The sequence below is a fragment of the Lentzea sp. NPDC005914 genome (genome assembly GCF_040629405.1).
Classification (GTDB): Bacteria; Actinomycetota; Actinomycetes; order Mycobacteriales; family Pseudonocardiaceae; genus Lentzea.
On record NZ_JBEXVQ010000007.1, the window covers coordinates 205581 to 225232 of the forward strand.

The window sequence follows — 19652 nt, forward strand, 5'->3', positions numbered from 1 at the left end:
CGTCCTCCCGATCCGATACCTGCCTCTGCTGTCACGTCGAAGTAGCGAGCTCCGAATCGACACGCGACGCCAGCTTCTTCAGCGCCCACGCGCAACCGAACCCCACCGAGGTGAGAGCGAGCCAGGGAACCCAGGGCACACCCGCGCGCGCAGCGGTGTCGAACGCGATTCCGGTGAGCAGGTTCCCGAGCAGGATCCCCACGCCCACGACCGTGTTGTAGAGGCCGTAGTGCGTCGCCACGAGCCGGTCGCCCGACAGTGAGACGATCTTGTCCATCTCGAACGGGAACACCACCATCGTCCCCAGCGCGAGCAAGGCCGCGCACAGGATCAGCCCCGGCCAGCCACCGAAGATCGCGGGCAGGAAAGCCAGCCCGAGCACCAGCATGCCGAACGCCAGCGACCGATCCGGCCCGAACCGCGCCCGAGCCCACGCCGTGACCCGCATCTGACCCGCGACCGCCAGCACCCCCGACACGGCGAACAGCACTGCCGTCAGCACCGCCGAGCCGGAAGCCAGCGGCAGCGCCAGATAGACCTGGAACGACAGCACGTACGACCCGGTCATCGCCACCGCGAACAGGACGAACCGCCGGTTGCCGATGACAAGCCGCCAGTCCGCCAGCACCGAGTCACCCGAGGGCGCACCGGCACGCGCAGGCAACGACCGCCACTGCAACACGGTCAGCACCAGGAACACCCCGGCCGCCACCAGACACGTCACCCGGAAGTCCACAGCGGTCAGAGCGAGCCCGATCAACGGCCCCACCAGAATCCCGGTCTGGTAGAAGACGTTGAACAAAGCGAACGCCTCCACCCGCCGTGGCCCGGCATCAGCAGCCACGTAAGCGCGCACGGCCGGGTTGAACAACGCCCCGGCGAACCCGGTCAAAGCCGAAGCGATCACCAGTGCCGGCAACCCGTCCACGAGCCCCAGCAAGGCGAAACCACCGGTCCGCAACGCACAGCCCGCCACGATCAACGGCTTGTACCCCAGCCGATCCGCGAGCGTCCCTCCGATCAGGAACATGCCCTGCTGCGCGAAGTTCCGCACTCCCAGGACAAGCCCCACGGCCCAGCCGGCCAACGCCAGCGTCACCGACAGGTGCGAGGCCAGGTACGGCATCAACATGTAGAAGCCCACGTTGATGCTGAACTGGTTGAGCAGCAACAACTGCACGCTGCGGTCGAACGAGCGGAACTGCGTGATCACGCCGTCACCGCCAGAGGGTCCACAACGGACCGGCACATGGTCCACGACAGCACTTCACGCTCTGCCAAAGAAGAAATCTCCAGCGGATCCGCGGCCGGAACGACGTCCAGCAAGCCGTTCGCGGAGCAGTACTCGTCGCTGAACACCGTGTCGAAGTACCGCTGCGGCCCGTCCGGGAAGACAGCCGCGATCCGCGTGCCCGCGGGAGAAGTGCGCGCCAGCCAGGACGCCACGAGCGCGACGGCCCCGACGCTCCAGCCCCCGCTCGCGTAGTGCCGTGACGCCAGCGTCCGGCACGCCCACACGGCCTCGCCGGGGTTCACCCAGTGCACCTGGTCGAACGCCGGGTAGTCGACGTTGCGCGGGAAGATGCTCGAGCCGAGCCCGCGCATCAGCCGGGTCCGCGCCGGCTGCCCGAAGATCGTCGACCCGATGGCGTCGACCCCGGCCAGCCGCAACGACGGGAAGTGCTGCCGCAGCACCGAAGCGATCCCGGCCGAGTGACCGCCGGTGCCCACCGCGCACACCAGCACGTCGACGTGTCCCAGCTGTGCCGCCAGTTCGTGGGCCAGCGGCGCGTACCCGGCCACGTTGTCCGGGTTGTTGTACTGGTCAGGGCAGTAGGCGCCTGGTAGCGAGGACAGCAGATCGGCCACGCGCTGCCGTCGCGCTTCCTGCCAGCCGCCGGTCGGATGCGGGCTCTCGACGAGATCCACCGTGGCCCCGTACGCGCGCAGCATTCGCCTGATGATCGGTTCCAGACCTGGGTCGGTCACCAGGGTCACCGGGATGCCGTGCACGACCCCGGCGAGCGCCAGTCCGAGGCCGAGCGTGCCGCTGGTCGACTCGACGACGTGGCCGTCCGCGGACAGGTCACCGCGCTCCAGCGCGCGGCCGATCATGTGCAGGGCGGCGCGGTCCTTCATGCCACCGCCGGGGTTGGCGCTCTCCAGCTTCGCCCAGAAACCGGAGGAGGAGGTGCGGGAGAGTTCGTCGATCCACAGCACGGGCGTGTTGCCGACGATGCCCGCGGGCGTGTTGCGGTCCAGCACGGGAACAGACATGGGAGTCCCTCGAGATAAGTGACAGGCCGGTTCGGGAGCGCGCGACAACGCGACAGGACCACGAGAAGTCCTGTCGTTTCGCGCGAAAGGCGGCGGCCTACGTCCGGGAGATGCCGAGGTCGAGCAGCACTGTGCGCCCCGAGCGGGAGTGCCCGGCGCGCCGCGGACAGGACTGCGCTGTGGCGGCGGGACGCGTGACGGGCACGTCGTCGGCGTCCGGCAGTGCGAAGGAGGCAGCGCTGGCCTGAACGGCGGCCGGGGCGGGTGCGGCGGGGGACAGGTGGTGGGTGTCGCCGTGGTGGCAGAACTCCCCGGAGATGCCCGGCGTGAACGCACCGTGGTGGTCGGGCTCCGGCGGGCATGCCGGGTAGAGCACGAACGTCGCGATGAGCATCAGTGCGACGACGACGGCGAACCCACGCCCTGTCGTCAAGTGATTCCGCACGGTCACCAACCTACCGGTGTAGCGGATCTTGTAAAGCGTCCTGTTAGGTTAGGTAAGCCTAATCTCAGGAGGTGGACAGGTGCGCAGGACAGTCGCCGCGGTTCTGCTGCTCGGCCTGGTGGCCGGGTGCGGTGGGAACGCTCCAGCGGAGCAGTCGGGTGGCCAGTGGTCGTTCAAGGACGACCGCGGCAAGGAGGTCACCGCACCGAAACGGCCGGAGCGCGTCGTGGCGCAGGTGTCCGCCGCGGGTGCGCTCAAGGACTACGGGATCAACGTCGTGGGCACGTTCGGCCCGCTCAAACGTCCGGACGGCAGCACCGACCCCGAGGCCGGCAGCGTCGACCCGAGCCAGGTCACGGACATCACCGGCCCCGGCTACGGCGAGATCGACTTCGAGAAGTTCGCCGCGCTGAACGCCGACCTGGTCGTCGCCGGCCACTACCCGGAGGTCACCGGCCTCTGGCATCTCACCGCGGAGTTCGAGGAGAAGGTGCTCAAGATCGCCCCGACCGTGGGCATCGGGCAGTCGAAGATCCAGCTGCCGGACGGGATCAAGCGGTTCCGCGAGCTCGCGAAGTCTCTCGGCGCCGACGTCGACTCGGCGGAGGTGAAGGCGGACGAGGCCGACTTCACCAAGGCCGCGGACCGGCTCAAGGCCGTCGGCAAGAAGATGACGGACGCGGGCCAGAAGATCCAGGTCGTCGGCGCGGACCCGAAGCTGTTCTACGTCGCCGTGCCCGCGCGCAACCCGGATCTCGACTGGTACGCCAAGGAACTCGGGCTGCCGCTGCTCACGCCGGAGCGGCCCGACACCGAGGGCGGCGGCTACTTCCAGTCGCTGTCGTGGGAGAACTCCGGCACCTACAAAGAGCACGTGATCATGTGGGACACCCGCGCGCACGTGCTGAACCCGGAGAAGATGAAGGAGGGCCACCCGGTCTTCCAGGGGCTGCCCGCCGTGCAGGCCAACCGGTTCGTCGAGTGGAACGCGGTCGCGCCGCTGAGCTACGCCTCCTACGCCAAGATCATGAATAAATTGGCTGACCAGCTCGAACAAGTGTTGGCACGATGACCGTGTGCTGACGCTTCTGAAGGAGAACGGCCCGTTGCGCGTGCTCAGCACCGCACGGGTCGTTTCTGTCGTGGGGGACGCGCTCAGCCTCGTCACGCTGATGCTGTACGTGCAGTCCGTGCTGGGCAAGGCCGTCGCGGTGGCCGCCCTGCTGCTCGCGGGTCACTTCGTGCCGTCGCTGATCAGCCCGCTCACGGGGGTGATCAGCGACCGGTTCGACCGCCGCACTGTCATGATCGTCTGCGAGGTCGCGCAGGGCGTGTTGCTGGCGGTCATCGCGTTCACCCTGCCGCCGTTGCCGATCCTGCTCGCGCTGGTGGGTCTGCGGGCTGTGATCGGCCAGATCTTCATTCCGGCGTCACGGGCCGCCGTGCCGAGTCTGGTGGCGGAGAAGGATCTCGCGCAGGCGAACACCGCGCTGGGCTTCGGCACCAACAGCGCCGACGTGATCGGCCCGTTCCTCGCCGCCGCACTGCTGACGTTCCTGGACACCCGCGGCGTGCTGCTCGTGGACGCTGCTTCGTTCGGTGTGTCCGCGTTGTTGTTGCTGCGGCTGCCGAGGCTGATGGTGCAGGCAGACTCAGGAGCGTCAGTTTTCGCCGACGCGAGGGAAGGCCTGGGGGAGATCTGGCGCAATCGGGCGTTGCGGATCCTCTTCCTCGGTTTCTGCGGTGTCGTCACGTGCACGGCCATCGACGACGTGGCGGTGCTGCAGCTGACCGTCGTGGTGTTCGGCGAGTCGCAGAGCGCGGCGGGTGTCGTCCTCGGCGCGGTGGGCATTGGTCTGCTGACCGGGTTCGCCTTGCTGGCCAGGGGATCGGCGCGGATGAGCATGGTCGCGTTGCTCGTCACCGGGTTCGTGATCAGCAGCGCGGGCGATCTGTTCACCGGTCTCGCGTGGGGCGTGGCGTCGGCGTTCGCGCTGCAAGCCGTGCGCGGACTGGGCATCGCGGCGATGGACGTCGCGCACTCCACGTTGATCCAGCGGCTGGTGCCCGGTGACCGGACGGGCAGGGTGTTCGGCAACTTCTACGGCGGAGTCGGTGTCGCCGCAGCGGTTTCGTACATCGGCGGTGGTCTGTTGCTGGACGCGGTCGGACCGCAGCTGACGTTCATCATCAGCGGTGGCGCGGGGGTGCTCGTGTCGGGCTGGGTGGTTGCCGCTTCACGGGAAAGAGGTGTTGAGTGGGAATCAGCCTCTTGAGGGGAGAAGGCGATGTGGGGGAAACGCATTGCTGTCCTTGTTGTTTCACTGTTACTAGCTGCAACGACGGCGTCGGTCGCGCACGCGAGCACGGGGGTCGTGCCCGCCTCGGCGTCGTTCGTGTCCGCTGACCGCGGCTGGGTGCTGGGGCTCGACACCCTGTGTCAGACCGCGAAATGCCCGCAGCTCGTCCGCACGCTGGACGGCGGCGCGACGTGGACGCGGGTGAAGACACCGGCGCTGTCGATCCCGGAGACCGACCGGCTGCGGGTGGTCTTCGCGAACGACGCTGCGGGCATGGTGACCGACGGCGAGCAGCTGTTCGTCACCAGCAACGGCGGCACCCGCTGGGAGCCGCTGGGGATGAAGGGAACCGTTGGGGCGCTGGGGTTCGACAACTCCGGGTTTCTCGCGGTGATCTACGACGGCACGTCGTCGCGGTTGTTCCACCGCGAACTGTGGTTCGGCTCGTGGCAGCCGGTGCCGGGCATCGAGGTCAAGGGCCGGGCGTTCGGCGAGATCGCCGAGGGCCAGGTCTCGCTCGCGACCTTCGGCGTGGAGAACCGGTACTGGACGCAGTCGCCGGTGGGGTGGACGGAAGAGCTCGCGCCGTGCGACATCTTCTCGGCCACCCGGCTGGGCAGGATCGGCACCGACCGGTATGCCTTGTGCAGCTTCGATCCCGGCTTCGGGAACATGACCAAGGAGCTGCGGAAGTCCGACGGCGGCCCGTTCAAGACCGTCAGCGTGCCGCCGCGCGAGGGCATCACGACGGGCTTCGCGATCTCACCGGAAGCCGCGCTCGTGGCGGCGACCGGGCGCGACTGGTCGTTCGTGCACCGGGGTCCCGGCGAGAAGTGGGACACGCTGCTCACGCTGGGCGGGCCACCGTTCGAGGACCTGGCGTTCTCGGACTCCCGGCACGCCACGCTCGTGCGCGGCGGGCCCGGTCAGGAGTTCGCCGAGGTGTACCGGTCCGATGACGCCGGGATCAACTGGAAGCTCCTGAAGATCTAGATACCCTGGGGCCATGGAGCCATTTGCTCAGGGGATGCTCGACGTCGGCGACGGCAACCGGATCTTCTGGTACGTCGTCGGCAATCCTGACGGCAAGCCCGCCGTGCACCTGCACGGCGGGCCTGGCGCTCCGGCGAAGTACGCGGGCAAGTCGTTCGACCTCGACAAGTTCAAGGTGGTGGTCTTCCACCAGCGCGGCTGTGGCCGGAGCACGCCGCACGCGAGCGACCCGGCCGCGGACATGAGCGTGAACACCACCGACCACCTGATCGCCGACGTCGAGAAGCTGCGCGAGCACCTCGGCATCGAGAAGTGGCTGGTGTACGGCGGTTCCTGGGGCAGCACGCTCGCTCTCGCCTACGCGCAACGGCATCCCGAGCGCGTCACCGAGATGATCCTGATCGCGATCACCACGGCGTCCCGGCGCGAGCTGAACTGGCTGTACGAGGGCGTTTCCCGGTTCTTCCCGGAGGCGTGGGCCCGGTACAGCGCGCACGTCGGCGACGTGCCGGACGTGGTGCGCGCCTACGCCGATCTCATGGAGGATCCCGCGGCACGCGAGCAGGCCGCGATCGAGTGGGCGCGGTGGGAGGACACGGTTCTCTCGTTCGAGGACTTCGGCACAGCGAACCTGTTCAGCGACAGGGCGTCCGACGACCTCATCGCGTTCGTGCGGATCTGCGCGCACTACTACGCGAACCTCGGTTTTCTGGAGGACGGCTCACTTCTGCGCGATGCCGGCAAGCTCGCGGGCATCCCGGCCGCGCTGATCCACGGCCGTCGCGACATGAGCTGCCCCGCCGACACGGCGTACGCCTTGGCGCAGGCGTGGCCGGACGCCGAACTGGCCCTCGTGGACGACAGTGGCCACAAGGGCAGCCCCGCGTTCAACGAGGCGATTCAGGCCGCGATCAGGAGGTTCTCCCCATGACGCAACGCAAACCGCCGGGCATGGACTTCGAGTCGTGGATCGACAGGCAGATCCGCGAAGCCCAGGAACGCGGTGAGTTCGACGGCCTGCCCAGCGCCGGCAAACCGTTGCCCGGCGCGGGTGAGGCACTCGACGAAGACTGGTGGATCAAGAAGAAGGTGCGGGAGGAAGAGGGCACGGCAGGGTTGCCCCCTTCCCTGGTGCTGCGCAAGCAGGCCGAGACCGCCAAGGCCCGTGCCCTGGCGGCCAAGACCGACGACGAGGCGCGCGCGATCATCGAGCAGGTGAACGCGGAGATCCTCGACGCGTTGCGCAAACCGTTGTCCGGTCCGCCTTTGAACCTCATGCCGTTCGACGTCGAGACGGTGCTGCGTGAGAGGAAGAGGACCTCACGCGGCCGGTGATCAGCTCGACTTGATGTCGATGCAGGAGTAGAACGCGTTCACCGTGTCGCCGATGTTCCACACGGCCAGGATCTTGTGGTTGCCCGCGGACCCCACGTTGACGGTGTGGGACACGGTCGCCGGCGGCAACTGGTTGTTGCCGCTGAACGTGGCGACCTTGCGGCCGTCGACGTAGTAGTCGTAGTCCCGCGTGCGGTGGCGTGCGGTGAACGTCCAGTTGAACGTCACCGAGCGGCCGGTGCTGGCCCGCTGCCAGCCCTTGTTGTCGTTGTTGAGCACGGCGAACTGCGACAGGCCGGCGTTGCAGCTCGTCAGGCCCTTGCGGCCCTCGACCGACTGCGGTTCGTACTGGATGGCGCCGCAGTCCTTGACGGTGCCCCTGGCGCACTGCGCCTGACGGCTGGCAGGCGACGACACGTAGCCGTGCGCGAAGGCCGTGCCGGTGGGGAGAGCCACGAGGACCAACGGAGCAGCCAGAACACCTGCCAGCGCGGCAGCAAGCCTGGGTCGATTCTTCATGTGACTTCCTTTGCCTTGATGTTGCTTGCGTACCTCTACATCGCGGCGGCGGTTGAAGGTCTAGACCATACCGCGCGTAATCGGGGAGCCACAAGACGTGTCCATAGATCAGTCAGGTAAGCGATTACCGCTCAGCTTTGTACAAGGCCGAAATTTCGGTCAGCCTTGAGCGAAGCCGTTGGTTTCTGGGATGTTCTGCGCAACTTCGAGCTGTCTTGGGGTGCGGAGTGCGTTCGATCGTGGTGTTGTTGCTGGCTTCTGTCGTCACCGCCCCGCCCTCCGGAGACCGGGATGTGTACCGGTATCTGGAGGACCCGCGCATGACAGGGGAGGGCCAGCAGCCGCACCACGCGGAGCTGCGGCCGTACTCGAGCGTCGAGGAAGCGTTGCGCGGCAAAGAGAGCACGCCGTACACCCGAACGCTCGACGGCTCGTGGCAGATCAGGATGTTCGACCTGCCGACCGAGGTCCCTGCCGCTTTCGCCGAACCTGGTTACGACGTGTCGCGGTGGAAGACCGTGACGGTGCCGCACACCTGGCAGACCGACGGGCTCGACCACCCCATGTCCCGCAACACCGTCGAGGAGATGTGGCCGGACGATCCGCCGCACGTCCCGCGTGATGTGAACCCGACGGCCGCCTACGTCAAGTCCTTCTACGTTCCGGAGAACTGGCGCGATCAGCGAACGTTCCTCAGGTTCGAGGGTGTGACCGCCGGCTATTTCGTGTGGGTCAACGGGCGCTACGCCGGGTTCGACCAGGGCGGGTACACGCCGGCCGAGTTCGACGTCACCGACCTGCTGGTGGCCGGGCGCAACCGGCTCGCGGTGCAGGTCCACCGGTGGGGCGCCGGGTCTTACCTGGAGGACTACGACCAGTGGCGCTACAGCGGCATCTTCCGGTCGGTCTGGATGTACGCCGCGCCCGCCAAGCGGATCCGGGACGTCTCGATCACCACGCAGGGATCGGTGCTGAGCGCTGATCTCGACCTGACCGCGGGCGGCACCGTCTGGGGCGGGCTCTACGACAAGGACCATCGGCTCGTGTCCGAGGGCGTGGGGTCGTCGCGGCTCGAGTTGGCGGTGCGAGATCCGTTGCGGTGGAACGACGAGACACCGAATCTCTACACGTTGGTGCTGAAGCTCGACAACGGGTTCGTCACGCGTGAGACGACCGGGTTCCGGGACATCACGATCGCGGACCGGCAGCTCAAGATCGACGGCAAACGAGTCCTGTTCAAGGGCGTGAACCGGTCCGAGACGGATCCGGATCACGGACGGCACGTGCCGCGGGCGAACCAGCGGCGTGACGTCGAACTGATGAAAAGCCTGCACATCAACGCGGTCCGGACCTCGCACTACCCGAGCGATCCGTACTTCTACGACCTCGCGGACTCCCGCGGGTTGTGGCTCGCGGACGAGATGGACGTCGAGACGCACGCGCACGAGAACTGCCCGGACGACTGTCTGGCGGATCGTCCTGAGTGGAGTGACGCGTTCCTCGACCGGTTCGTGGCGATGGTCGAACGGGACAAGAACCATCCGAGCATATTCTTGTGGGACACCGGGAACGAGGCAGGGCTCGGTGCGGCGCACTTCCGGATGGCGGAGTGGGCGAAGGCGAATGCGCCGTCGCGGCCGCTGTACCATCAGCCGAACAAGCCGAGCGGGGACGCGCCGTTCGCGCACGTCTGGGGGCCGCGCTACCCGTCACCGGAGAAGTTCGCCACGCAGGTCGCGCAGACGACCAAGCCGCTGATCATGGGCGAGTACGCGCACGCGATGGGCAACAGCCTCGGCAACTTCCGCGAGTTCTGGGACATCATCCGCGCGAACCCGCAGGCGCAGGGCGGGTTCGTCTGGGACTGGGCCGAGCAGAACATCCGCCAGCCGCTGCGGGTCTCGCCGGACTCCTCCGGCAACGGGATCCTGGCGCACATCACCGGATGGCCGTCCACAGTGGACGGCCATCGCGGGAAGGCTCTCGAGTTCTCCGGGCTGGACGACTTCGTCGAGGTGTACCGGGATCCTCGGTTGGACCTGCTCGGGCCGTTGACGCTGGACGCGTGGGTGAAGCCCGCCAGGCCGTTCACGGACTTCACGATCGTGGCCAAGGGGAACCAGTACGGGTTGCGGATGGCGGACGCCCAGACGCTGGAGTTCTACGCCGGTGGGAAGGTGCGGGCGCCGGTGCCCGCCGACTTCTACGACCGGTTCCACCGCGTCACCGGGAAGTACGCGGACGGCCGGCTGGTGCTGCTGATCGACGGGGCCGAGGTCGCGTCGGTCGCGCAGGCCGGGCCGGTGCCGCGGTCGGCGCATCCGGTGAACATCGGGCGCAACGCCGAGACCATGCGGGAGAAGTACGAGGGCCGGATGGCGCACGGGATCATCGACTCGGTGCGGATCTCGGACGGGTCGCGGGTGGTGCTGGCGCTGGACTTCGACCGGGAGGAGCGGCGTGGTACCTATCTCTCGCACGGGGAGAGCGTTGCGGGTGTGGACGGTGTGGTGGACGCGGACCGGAACCTGCAGCCCGAGACCGCGCAGCTCGCGTGGGTGCATCAGCCGATCAGGTTCTCCTTCGCGGACGGGGTGCTGACGGCTTCCAGCGAACGCGTCTTCGCACCCATCGCCGGTGAGCTGCGGTGGGACGTGATCGAGGGTTCGCGGACCGTGCTGGCCGGCTCCTCGCGGGTGTCGATAGAGCCTGGCGGGTCGGTACGGGTGGACGTGCCGCCGTCGGGCGCTGCTGCCGAACGCTGGCTCAACGCGTCGCTGGTCGTTGACGGCAAGGTCTATGCGCACGACCAGTTCTCGTTGGGCGGCAAGGTTCCTGTTGCCGAGACGAGTGGCTCGGCCTCGGTCTCGGAGACCGCCGGCGAGGTGGTCATCAGCGGGCGGGGCTTCCGGTACGTCGTGCAGAAGTCTTCCGGCGCGTTGACCTCGATGCGGGTGCGTGGCGTGGAGTTGGTGCAGGGGACGAAGCTCGACGTGTGGCGTGCGCCGCTGAGCAACGAGACCGCGTCCTGGGGAACGGACGAGTCGGCGCAGTGGCGTGCGGTGGGACTGGATCGGTTGCACACCAAGGCGTCTTCGGTCTCGGTCAGCGGGTCGAAGATCACCGTGAAGGCCGTGGCCGCCGCAGAGGACGTGAGCGATGCGGCGTTCGAACAGACCGTTGTCTACGACGTCGACGCGGCCGGGACGATTCGCATCGGGCACGAGGTGGTGCCGACCGGGCGGATGCGGGCGTTGCCTTATCTGCCGCGCATGGGAATGGCACTGGCGGTGCCGGAGCGGTTGGGGAAGTTCTCCTGGTACGGGCGCGGGCCTCGGGAGAGTTACAACGACCGCAAGGACGGCACGCCGATGGGGGTGTGGCGTTCGACGGTGGAAAAGGAATATGTGCCTTATGACCGACCGCAGAGCAATGGAAACCACACCGACACGCGGTGGGCGTTGCTGACCGACGGCCTGAGCGGGCTGTTGGTCGAGGGCGCGCCGGACGTGTCGGTCAGCCGGCACGACGAGCTGGACCGGGCCGAGTACGGGTTCCAGCGGCAGCGCAACGCCGGGTGGACGACGTTGCACGCGTCAGCCGCCGTGACCGGCGTCGGCGACACTCCGAACCCGGTGCGGCCGAGGTTCCAGGTGCGACCCGACCAGACGCACACGAGTGCGCTGACTTTGCGGCCGCTGACTGCTGCCGAAGCCGTTCGAGGAATTCCGATAGGGGGCTGATCGTCTCAGTTCGCCCCCGATTCCGGGGCGTTCGGAGCATGTTTTTCTGGCATTTGGGCTGTTCAAACCGGTTTCGTGAGCGGTACTGCATTTATGGCGGTCTGCTGTCAATCGCGATTGGACGACATTTCTTCGGGCTGCATTCACTCCTAGAATCGCGCGCATGTGGTCGTCGGTGAACTCGCGGACTCGTCTGGTGGGACGGGAACGCGAGCTGTCCGCCGTGCGACGCCTCCTGCGCAAGCACCGCCTGGTGACGCTCGTGGGTCCCGGCGGCGCGGGCAAGTCCAGGCTGGCGGCCGAGCTCTGTCCCGCCGAACCCGGCACCGCGGTCGTCGAACTGGAGCCCGTGCACCGGCCCGACCTGCTGTGGCACGTGGTCGCGTTCTCACTGAACGTGTGGGAGGAGCCCGGCACACCGTTGCCCGAGACGGTCGCGCACGCGCTGGCAGATCACCGGTTCCTGGTGCTGGACAACTGCGAGCACCTCATCCGCGAGGCCGCCGAGGTCGTCTCCCTGCTGCTCGCCCAGTGCCCGCGGCTGCACGTGCTCGTCACCAGCCGCGAACCGCTCGATCTGGCCGGCGAGATGTGCGCCGACATCGGCCCGCTCTCGCCCGCGGACGCCCGGCAGCTGTTCGTGGACTGCGGTGGTTCCGCGGAGCTGGCCGACTCGGTGGCCGACCATCTGCCGTTGGCGATCGAACTGGCCGCGGCCAGGACGGACGTGCCCGCCCGCCATCGCACGCTCGACGCGGTGATCAGGTGGAGCTACGACCTGCTGTGCCCGGACGAGCAGGCGGCGCTGCGGCGGCTTGCCGTGCTCGTCGGGGATTTCGACCTCGACCTGGCCTCGGCGGTCTGCGCCTGTTCCGGTGACATCGTGCCGCTGATGTCGTCGTTGCGCGCCAAGTCGTTGCTGGTCCGGTCACGCGCGCGCTTCCGCATGCTGGAGTCGATCCGCCTGTTCGGCCTGGCACGGCTGGAGGAGCACGGCGAGGCCGAGGCGGCGTTCGACCGGCTCGCCACCGTGCTGACCCGCACGGTCCGCATGGTGGCGGCGGCGCAGACCATCACGGGGGAAGCCAACTCCTGGATCGCCGGCCAGGAACACCAGCTGCTGCACGCCGTCTCCCGCGTGCCACCGGACGATCCGCGCCACACCTGGCTGGTCGCCGCCATCGTGCACGTCTGGTACCTGCGCGGCTCGTTCGTCGAGGCCACGCGACTGGCCGCGGCGACGCTGGCGAGCGGCTCGCTCTCGTCCCACTCGGAGCTGCTGCTGTTCCGCGCGGCCTGGCTCGCGGGTCTCACCGGTGACGGCGCGGAGGCGGTCCGGCTCGCTGAGGCGATGGTGACGCACCCGTCCACGCAACGGCCCACGTGGCAGGCGAGAGCGTGGAACACCCTGGGCTACGCCCGTTCCCGAGCGGGAGACCTCGACGGCGCCCGCGAGGCGAACGAGCGCTCGGTGGCGGCGGCGCGGGAGCAGGGCGACGAACCTCTGCTGATGTCGTTCCTCAACAACCACGCCTGGCTGCTCCTGCAGATGGGCGACGTCTCCGGCGCTTCCGCGATGATCGACGAGTCGCTGCGGCTGGAGGCTCCTGACGGCTTCCGATGGATGGCCGCCAGGCACACGGCGGGCGCGATCGCACTGGCGCGGGGCGACCTGGACCTGGCCGAGGAGCACTTCGGCACGGCACTGCGCTTCGGCACGCCTTCGTGCCTCGCGCAGGCGGAGGTGCTGGAGGGACTCGCACTGGTGGCCGCGCGCCGGCAGCAGATCGACCGCGCGGTCGTCCTGATGTCCGCTGCGGCCGCGATCCGCCGTTCCCGCGGAGCCCAGTCCGAACAGCCCTGGACCGAGCTGGTGGCCAGCACGTGGGGTCGCGTCGTGTCCGAGGCGGGACAGCGGCGGGCCACGCGGGCACGGCGGCTGGGCGAACGGCTGGACCACGCGGGGCTGATCGAGTACGTGAGCGAGGTCGAGAGGGACGAGCCGCTGACCGTGCGGCAGCAGCAGATCGCCGACCTCGTGGTGAAAGGGCTGACCAACCCGGAGATCGCGGTGCGGCTGGGGATCTCGACCGGCACCGTGCGGTCGCACGTGACGCAGATGCTGACCAGGCTCGGGCTGACCTCGCGGACCCAGCTGGCGGCACGGACGGCGCGCGTCCGATGACCTGTGACGACTGCGGCGGGCCGCTCACGGGCGCCGCCAAGTACTGCTCCGGTGCCTGCCGTCAGCGCGCCTATCGGCGGCGTGCCCGCGACGGCGTCCAGGGCTCGCCGCGGCTCGACACGTTCGTCGGCCGGCAAGCCGAGCTCGCCGGCCTCACGAGACTCCTGGCACGCCACCGGATCGTCACGGTCACCGGGCCGCCCGGTGTCGGAAAGTCCCGGCTCGTCCAGGAGGCCGTCGCCCACCGCCGGCACACGATGCTGATCGACGTCACCCGCGTCACCGGCCTGGTCTCGGGTGCTGCCACGCCGGGCCTCCTCGTCCTCGACGGTTGTGAGCACGTCCTCGAAGACTGCGCCGAACTCGTCCAACGCCATCCCGCACTCCGTGTCCTGGCCACGAGCCGTGAGCCGCTGAACGTCCCGGGCGAGCAGGCGTACCGGCTCACCCCGCTCGAACCGCACGAGGCGGCAAGGCTGTTCTGCGACCGGGCGCTGGCGGTGGACAGCGAGTTCGACGAGAGCGCGGACCTCCTGGACACCGTGTGCGAGAGGCTCGACCGGTTGCCGCTCGCCCTCGAACTCGCCGCCCGGCTCGTGCGCGTGCTGACGCTGGAGGAGATCGCGGCCAGGCTCGGCAACCGGTTCACGGTGCTCACCACCGGACCGCGGGACGCCGAAGCGCACCACCGGTCGCTGCACGCCGCGATCGACCGCAGCTACCAGGTGCTGACCGAGACCGAACGGGCGGCGCTGCGGACGTTCTCGTTGCTGCCCGGCGGGATCAGCGAGGAGCTCGCCGACGCGGTGATGCCGCACGGGTGGGAGATCGCGAAGAGCCTCAACGCGCGGTCACTCCTGGAGAGCGGCGAGCGGCTCACGATGCTGGAGTCGGTGCGGCTGTTCGCGTTCGACGCGTTGCTGCAGCACGACTCCATCGCTGTGCGGGACCGGTTGCTGGACGTACTGGCGACCCTGCCGGAGCCGTCCAGAACCGAAGAGGCCGACAACATCCGTTACGCCGCAAGGCTCATGCCTGGCGACGACCGTCTCGTCACCGGCAACGACGAGGGCGACGAGGCGGAAGAGGTCACGCTCGGGCCGTTGTCGTGGCGGGAAGAACGGCTGCTGCGGGTCGCGGCGATGGTCGCGGAAGGGTTGACCAACAAGCAGATCGCGGACGGGCTGCACGTGTCGCTGAGAACGGTCGAGGGGGACGTGCGCGACCTCAAGACCGCGCTCGGGGTGCGGTCACGCGCGCAGATCGCCGCCTGGGCTACGCGGGCGTGACCTCTTCTTCCTCGGCCTTCGCGGCAGCCTTGGCAAGACGCCTCTTCACCACGAAAACACCGGCCACGCCGACCACCACGGCGATCAGCAGGCCCGCGTAGGAGAAGCCCTTCAGCCACTTCTCGGCCACCACGCCGAGGTAGTAGACCGCCGCCGTCGTGCCGCCCGCCCACACGACGCCGCCGAGAGCGTTGGCCACCAGGAACTTGCCGTAGTTCATGTGCAGCGACCCCGCGAGCGGCCCGGCCAGAATGCGCAGCAGTGCCACGAAACGGCCGAAGAACACGGCCCACGCGCCGCGCTTCTGGAACACGAGCCTGGCGTGGTTCAGCTGTGTTTCGCCGAAGTGCTTGGGAAATTTCCGGCCCATCCACGCGAACAACCGAGGTCCGCCGCGCCGGCCGATGAGGTAGCCGAAGTTGTCACCGATGATCGCGCCCGCGCTCGCCCACACGCCGATCCACAACGGACTCAGGTCGTGGTGCTGTGACGCCAGCAGTGAGGCCGTGACCAGCACGATCTCGCCGGGCAGCGGGATGCCGAGCGACTCGATGCCGATCACCAGGCCGACGATCACGTACACGAGCAGAGGTGGGATGGCTTCGAGCCACTGTTCGATCGGCACGTCGCAACACTACCGTCGCCGCTGTGAACGACGTCGCATTAGCAGTCCTCGCGGGAATGCTCGCCACGGTCAACCCGTGCGGATTCGCCATGCTGCCTGCGTATTTGGCACTCGTCGCGCGCGACAGCCCGGTCCGGGCCTTCCTGTCCGGTTTGGTGATGACTGCCGGATTTGTCACCTTTTTCGGACTTTTCGGACTTGTCGTCGCACCGGTGGCCACGACGCTCAAGCGCTACCTGCCGTTCGTGACGGTCGTGATCGGGTTCGCCATGCTCGTGATCGGCGTGCTCCTGCTGCTCGGCAAGGAGCTCTACCTGAGGCTGCCGAAACTCCAGGCCGCCCCGAAGAGCCTCTGGTCGATGTACGGCTACGGCATCGCGTTCGCCATCGCCTCTCTCTCGTGCGCGATCGGCCCGTTCCTCGTGCTGGTCGGCGCCTCGCTGGAATCGGGCCTGCCCGCCTTCCTCGCCTACGCGCTCGGCATGGGTCTCGTGGTCACGGCACTGGCCGTGGCCGGTTCACTGCTCGCACCGCGCATCCGGAAGCTCCTCCCACACGTCGGACGCATCGGCGGTGTGGTGCTCGTGGTGATGGGTGCCTACGTGACGTACTACGGCGTCTACGAGCTGCGCCTCTTCCTGGCCAACGGCAGCCCGCAAGATCCCGTCGTGGAGGTCGCCGGCTGGCTCCAGACGCGGCTCAACCTGATCGTCGGCGCGCTGGGGCCGTGGCCGTTCGTGATCGTGCTGGTCGTCGCGGGTGCGTGGTGGCTGAACCGGAGGAGGCGCAAGGCCGTACGCCCAGACAGGAGGTGAGGAGCCCGATGCGCATCCTCGGACTACTGCTCGGAGTGCTGCTGCTCGCGGGGTGTGCCGAAAAGGCACCCGCCCCGGAGAAGTTCCAGTTCACCGCGAAGACGCTGGAGGGCGCCGAGTTCCGCGGCGACAAGCTCGTCGGCCAGCCGGCCGTGCTGTGGTTCTGGACGCCGTGGTGCCCGTCCTGCAACGCCGAGGCGGAGATGGTCGAGGAGACCGCCAAGCGGCACGACAAGGTCCAGTTCGTCGGCGTCGCGGCCGAGGACCAGCTCGACGCGATGAAGAAGTTCGTGTCCGACCACAAGATGAGCGGGTTCCCGCACCTGGCCGACCTCGACGGGTCCGTGTGGAAGCGGTTCGGGGTGACGGCCCAGCCCACGTTCGCGTTCGTCCGCACCGACGGCGGCGTGGAGCTTCTCACCGGCTCGCCCACCGAGGAACAGCTCGACCAGCACATCTCCGCTCTGACACCCAAGACCTGATCCAGGGGCATTACCAGTCCGAACAGCCCCACTATCACCAGTAGAGACAAAAAGACCCTGGGCTGTCGGGACCAACGCCTGGTTCGGCGTTGCGATCGAATTCGTATCGTCGAACCGGCCACGTGGCGATGCCGCGTTGCCTTGAGGAGGCAGGTGTCGATGGACTACATCCAGGTCTCGCTCGCGGAGGCCCTTCCCGAGCAGGCCAGGGACTACGCGTCTGCGCGCATCGGCTCGCTGGACCGGTACGCGCCCGACCGGGTCGACTTCGCCTGGGTCAACCTGACTTCGGACAAGGCAATGATCCACGCGCACGCCCGCTTCGACCTCAAGTGGGTCGAGGTGCAGGCGTACGCGGAAGCCAGCACCGTCACCGAGGTGATCGACCTGCTGCGTGAGCGCATGCGCCGGCAGCTCGTCTCAATGCACAACTGACCTCGGTGAACTGAACCCACCACTCGGCGGCGGACGGGTGGTGGGTTCAACACATCCTTTTCACGGGTCTGCCGAGTCGTCGAGCGGCACGATCAACGGGATCATTTCGCCACAGGTGTCGAAACTCGCCGCGCGCGTTCGTACAGAGGGCGAAAGGAGACCACCATGACCCAGAAGTACCTGCTCAGCATCTACCAGCCCGACGGTGAGACCCCTCCGCCCGAGGTCCTCGACCCGATCATGGCCAACCTCCAGAAGCTCAACGAGGAGATGCAGGCCAAGGGCGCGTGGGTGTTCGCGGTCGGCCTGCACCCGCCGTCGACCGCGACCGTGCTCAGGGCGAAGGACGACGACGTGCTGATGACCGACGGCCCGTTCACCGAGGGCAAGGAGCACATCGGTGGCTTCACCGTCATCCAGGCGGAGGACCTCGACGAGGCGCTGGAGTGGGGACGCCGGCTCGCCGCCGTGCTGAGTCCGCTGTCGATCGAGGTCAGGCCGATCGTCTTCTGATGATCGACGAGATCTTCCGGGCGGAGTACGGCCGCGCGGTGTCCGTCCTGACCCGCGTCCTCGGCGACATCGACCTCGCCGAGGAGGCGGTGCAGGACGCCTTCACCACGGCCGCCGAGCAGTGGCCGGTCAAGGGCGTTCCGCCGGCACCTGCGGGCTGGATCATCACGACCGCCCGCAACCGCGCCATCGACAGGCTGCGCCGAGAGAGCAAAGGCCACGAGAAGCACGCGCAGGCCGCGTTGCTCCAGCACGAACCGGAGGAGGAGGTGGGAGACGTGCCGGACGACCGTCTGAGGCTGATCTTCACCTGCTGCCACCCGTCGCTGGCTCTGCAGGCCCAGGTCGCGCTGACGTTGAAACTCCTCGGCGGCCTCACCACGGCGGAGATCGCCAGGGCGTTCCTCGTGCCGGAACCCACGATGGCGCAACGGATCGTGCGCGCGAAGGGCAAGATCCGCGCGGCCCGCATCCCGTACCGGGTGCCGCGCGACGCCGACCTGCCCGGACGCCTCAAGGCCGTGCTCGCGGTCGTGTACCTGATCTTCAACGAGGGCTACCTCGACAAACAGGACCTGGAGACCGAGGCGATCCGGCTCGGACGGGTGCTCGCCCAGCTCATGCCGGACGAGCCGGAGGTGTGGGGGCTGCTCGCGTTGATGCTGCTCGTCGCGTCACGCCGGGACGCCCGGCTGCGCGACGGTGAGCTGGTGGTGCTCGAACACCAGGACCGGTGGCGGTGGGACGCGGACCTGATCGCGGAAGGGCAGGACATCGTGCGGAGATGCCTGCGCTGGAACCAGCCCGGGCAGTACCAGATCCAGGCCGCCATCAACGCCGTGCACAGCGACCCACCTACCGACTGGCATCAGGTCGTGGCGCTCTACGACCAGCTTCTGGCGATCGCGCCCAGTCCAGTCGTGGCGCTGCATCGCGCCGTGGCGGTCGCCGAGACACAAGGGCCGGCGAAGGCGCTGGAACTCCTCGACGCGCTCGACCTCGACCGCTACCACCTGTTCCACGCCATACGCGCCGATCTGCTGACCCGGCTCGGCGAGGACCCGCGCGCAGCACTGGAGGCCGCGCTCGAGCGGGCGGAACACCCGGCCGAACGCGACCTCCTGCGCACACGGTTAAGCCTTGCGACGGCGGACCAGCAGGATCACGCCGACCAGCGCGAGCAGAACGACCAAGATCCACAGCCAGGCGGGGACGCCACCGGACTCTGACGTCGTGGTCGACGGGGGAGCGTTCGAGACTGGCGCGCTCATCGTCACGGACGACGACGGGGCAGCGGACGAGGTCTGCGCCGTGAGAGCCACCGTGAAGGTGAACGTGCCGGAGATGACGTCACCGTCGTCGGCCTGCGCCTTCCACGCGAGTGTGTGCGCTCCGGCGTGCGCGGTCGCACCGTCGATTGTCGCCGTGATCGTCTTGTCGACGGCGTGGGCCTGGGTGACCGGCCAGGTGGCGCCGTCCGGCCCTGTCACGGTGATCGCGTCACCGTCGGGGAGGCTGACGACGTCGCTGAACGTCAGCTCGATGGTCTTGGGCGGGGCGTCGAGGGTCGCGCCGGACGCCGGGTTGCTGCTCTTGAGCTCTGCGTGGGCCTGTGCGGGGACGGCCACGGCCGTCGCGGCGAGCAGTGCCAGCACGAGCGCGCTGAAGTAACGCCTCACGTGCGCAGCGTAATGGT

General features: G+C 68.3%; 19 protein-coding genes. 13 read left to right on the forward strand and 6 right to left on the reverse strand.

Annotation, left to right across the window (positions count from 1 at the left end):
• Positions 1–31 precede the first annotated feature (31 nt).
• From ABZ345_RS12485 to ABZ345_RS12495, 3 genes are all read right to left on the reverse strand, one after another.
• Positions 32–1213, reverse strand: coding sequence for an MFS transporter (locus ABZ345_RS12485; RefSeq protein WP_359846308.1), 1182 nt, complete (start codon positions 1211–1213; stop codon positions 32–34).
• Positions 1210–2277, reverse strand: coding sequence for a PLP-dependent cysteine synthase family protein (locus ABZ345_RS12490; RefSeq protein ID WP_359846310.1), 1068 nt, complete (start codon positions 2275–2277; stop codon positions 1210–1212). Before ABZ345_RS12490 ends, ABZ345_RS12485 begins: the two co-directional genes overlap by 4 nt.
• A 97-nt stretch (positions 2278–2374) precedes the next feature.
• Positions 2375–2722, reverse strand: a complete 348-nt coding sequence (locus ABZ345_RS12495; protein WP_359846313.1) for a hypothetical protein — start codon at positions 2720–2722, stop codon at positions 2375–2377.
• 79 nt (positions 2723–2801) lie between these two features.
• Here ABZ345_RS12495 and ABZ345_RS12500 point away from each other — a divergent pair, with 79 nt between their 5' ends.
• The 5 genes from ABZ345_RS12500 to ABZ345_RS12520 all read left to right on the forward strand — a co-directional run bounded on the left by ABZ345_RS12500 (position 2802) and on the right by ABZ345_RS12520 (position 7350).
• Entirely contained in the window at positions 2802–3794 is a 993-nt protein-coding gene (locus ABZ345_RS12500; protein ID WP_359846316.1) for an ABC transporter substrate-binding protein, read from the forward strand.
• Positions 3795–3798: 4 nt separating this feature from the next.
• On the forward strand, positions 3799–4998 hold the full coding sequence (locus tag ABZ345_RS12505) for an MFS transporter (RefSeq protein WP_359846319.1): 1200 nt from the start codon (positions 3799–3801) through the stop codon (positions 4996–4998).
• 99 nt (positions 4999–5097) lie between these two features.
• On the forward strand, positions 5098–6015 hold the full coding sequence (locus ABZ345_RS12510; RefSeq protein WP_359846322.1) for a hypothetical protein: 918 nt from the start codon (positions 5098–5100) through the stop codon (positions 6013–6015).
• A 13-nt stretch (positions 6016–6028) separates the two neighbouring features.
• Positions 6029–6946 carry a prolyl aminopeptidase gene (gene pip / locus ABZ345_RS12515; RefSeq protein ID WP_359846325.1) on the forward strand — a complete coding sequence of 306 codons (918 nt, stop codon included), beginning with the start codon at positions 6029–6031 and terminating at the stop codon, positions 6944–6946.
• A complete protein-coding gene (locus tag ABZ345_RS12520; RefSeq protein WP_359846327.1) occupies positions 6943–7350 on the forward strand; it encodes a DUF1992 domain-containing protein in 408 nt (135 codons plus the stop codon). Before pip ends, ABZ345_RS12520 begins: the two co-directional genes overlap by 4 nt.
• Here the strand turns inward: ABZ345_RS12520 and ABZ345_RS12525 are convergent, their stop codons facing one another.
• The gene (locus ABZ345_RS12525) at positions 7351–7869 is read right to left on the reverse strand and encodes a lytic polysaccharide monooxygenase auxiliary activity family 9 protein (RefSeq protein WP_359846330.1); all 519 of its coding nucleotides are present in this window, start codon (positions 7867–7869) and stop codon (positions 7351–7353) included.
• A 227-nt stretch (positions 7870–8096) separates the two neighbouring features.
• Here ABZ345_RS12525 and ABZ345_RS12530 point away from each other — a divergent pair, with 227 nt between their 5' ends.
• The 3 genes from ABZ345_RS12530 (at position 8097) to ABZ345_RS12540 (ending at position 15086) form a co-directional block, all read left to right on the forward strand.
• Positions 8097–11612 (forward strand): glycoside hydrolase family 2 TIM barrel-domain containing protein, encoded by a 3516-nt coding sequence (locus ABZ345_RS12530; RefSeq protein ID WP_359846333.1) that lies wholly within the window; start codon positions 8097–8099, stop codon positions 11610–11612.
• Between the two features lie 163 nt (positions 11613–11775).
• Positions 11776–13797 (forward strand): LuxR C-terminal-related transcriptional regulator, encoded by a 2022-nt coding sequence (locus ABZ345_RS12535; protein WP_359846336.1) that lies wholly within the window; start codon positions 11776–11778, stop codon positions 13795–13797.
• Positions 13794–15086 (forward strand): LuxR C-terminal-related transcriptional regulator, encoded by a 1293-nt coding sequence (locus ABZ345_RS12540; RefSeq protein WP_359846339.1) that lies wholly within the window; start codon positions 13794–13796, stop codon positions 15084–15086. The genes ABZ345_RS12535 and ABZ345_RS12540 overlap by 4 nt, the downstream gene beginning before the upstream one ends.
• On the opposite strand, the gene ABZ345_RS12545 is transcribed toward ABZ345_RS12540, so the two are convergent.
• Entirely contained in the window at positions 15073–15711 is a 639-nt protein-coding gene (locus ABZ345_RS12545) for a DedA family protein (protein WP_359846342.1), read from the reverse strand. The two genes, ABZ345_RS12540 and ABZ345_RS12545, sit on opposite strands and share 14 nt — an antisense overlap.
• Before the next feature lie 23 nt (positions 15712–15734).
• Between ABZ345_RS12545 and ABZ345_RS12550 the strand changes: the two genes are divergently transcribed.
• The 5 genes from ABZ345_RS12550 to ABZ345_RS12570 all read left to right on the forward strand — a co-directional run bounded on the left by ABZ345_RS12550 (position 15735) and on the right by ABZ345_RS12570 (position 19185).
• Positions 15735–16526 carry a cytochrome c biogenesis protein CcdA gene (locus ABZ345_RS12550; protein ID WP_359846344.1) on the forward strand — a complete coding sequence of 264 codons (792 nt, stop codon included), beginning with the start codon at positions 15735–15737 and terminating at the stop codon, positions 16524–16526.
• A gap of 8 nt (positions 16527–16534) precedes the next feature.
• Positions 16535–17008, forward strand: coding sequence for a redoxin domain-containing protein (locus tag ABZ345_RS12555; protein ID WP_359846347.1), 474 nt, complete (start codon positions 16535–16537; stop codon positions 17006–17008).
• Positions 17009–17167: 159 nt separating this feature from the next.
• Positions 17168–17443 carry an HPF/RaiA family ribosome-associated protein gene (locus ABZ345_RS12560; RefSeq protein WP_359846350.1) on the forward strand — a complete coding sequence of 92 codons (276 nt, stop codon included), beginning with the start codon at positions 17168–17170 and terminating at the stop codon, positions 17441–17443.
• 165 nt (positions 17444–17608) lie between these two features.
• Positions 17609–17956, forward strand: a complete 348-nt coding sequence (locus ABZ345_RS12565) for a YciI family protein (RefSeq protein WP_359846353.1) — start codon at positions 17609–17611, stop codon at positions 17954–17956.
• Positions 17956–19185 (forward strand): DUF6596 domain-containing protein, encoded by a 1230-nt coding sequence (locus ABZ345_RS12570; RefSeq protein ID WP_359846356.1) that lies wholly within the window; start codon positions 17956–17958, stop codon positions 19183–19185. Before ABZ345_RS12565 ends, ABZ345_RS12570 begins: the two co-directional genes overlap by 1 nt.
• On the opposite strand, the gene ABZ345_RS12575 is transcribed toward ABZ345_RS12570, so the two are convergent.
• Complete coding sequence (locus tag ABZ345_RS12575) at positions 19090–19635, reverse strand: copper resistance CopC family protein (RefSeq protein WP_359846359.1); 546 nt, start codon at positions 19633–19635, stop codon at positions 19090–19092. The genes ABZ345_RS12570 and ABZ345_RS12575 overlap by 96 nt on opposite strands.
• Between the last annotated feature and the right edge of the window lie 17 nt (positions 19636–19652).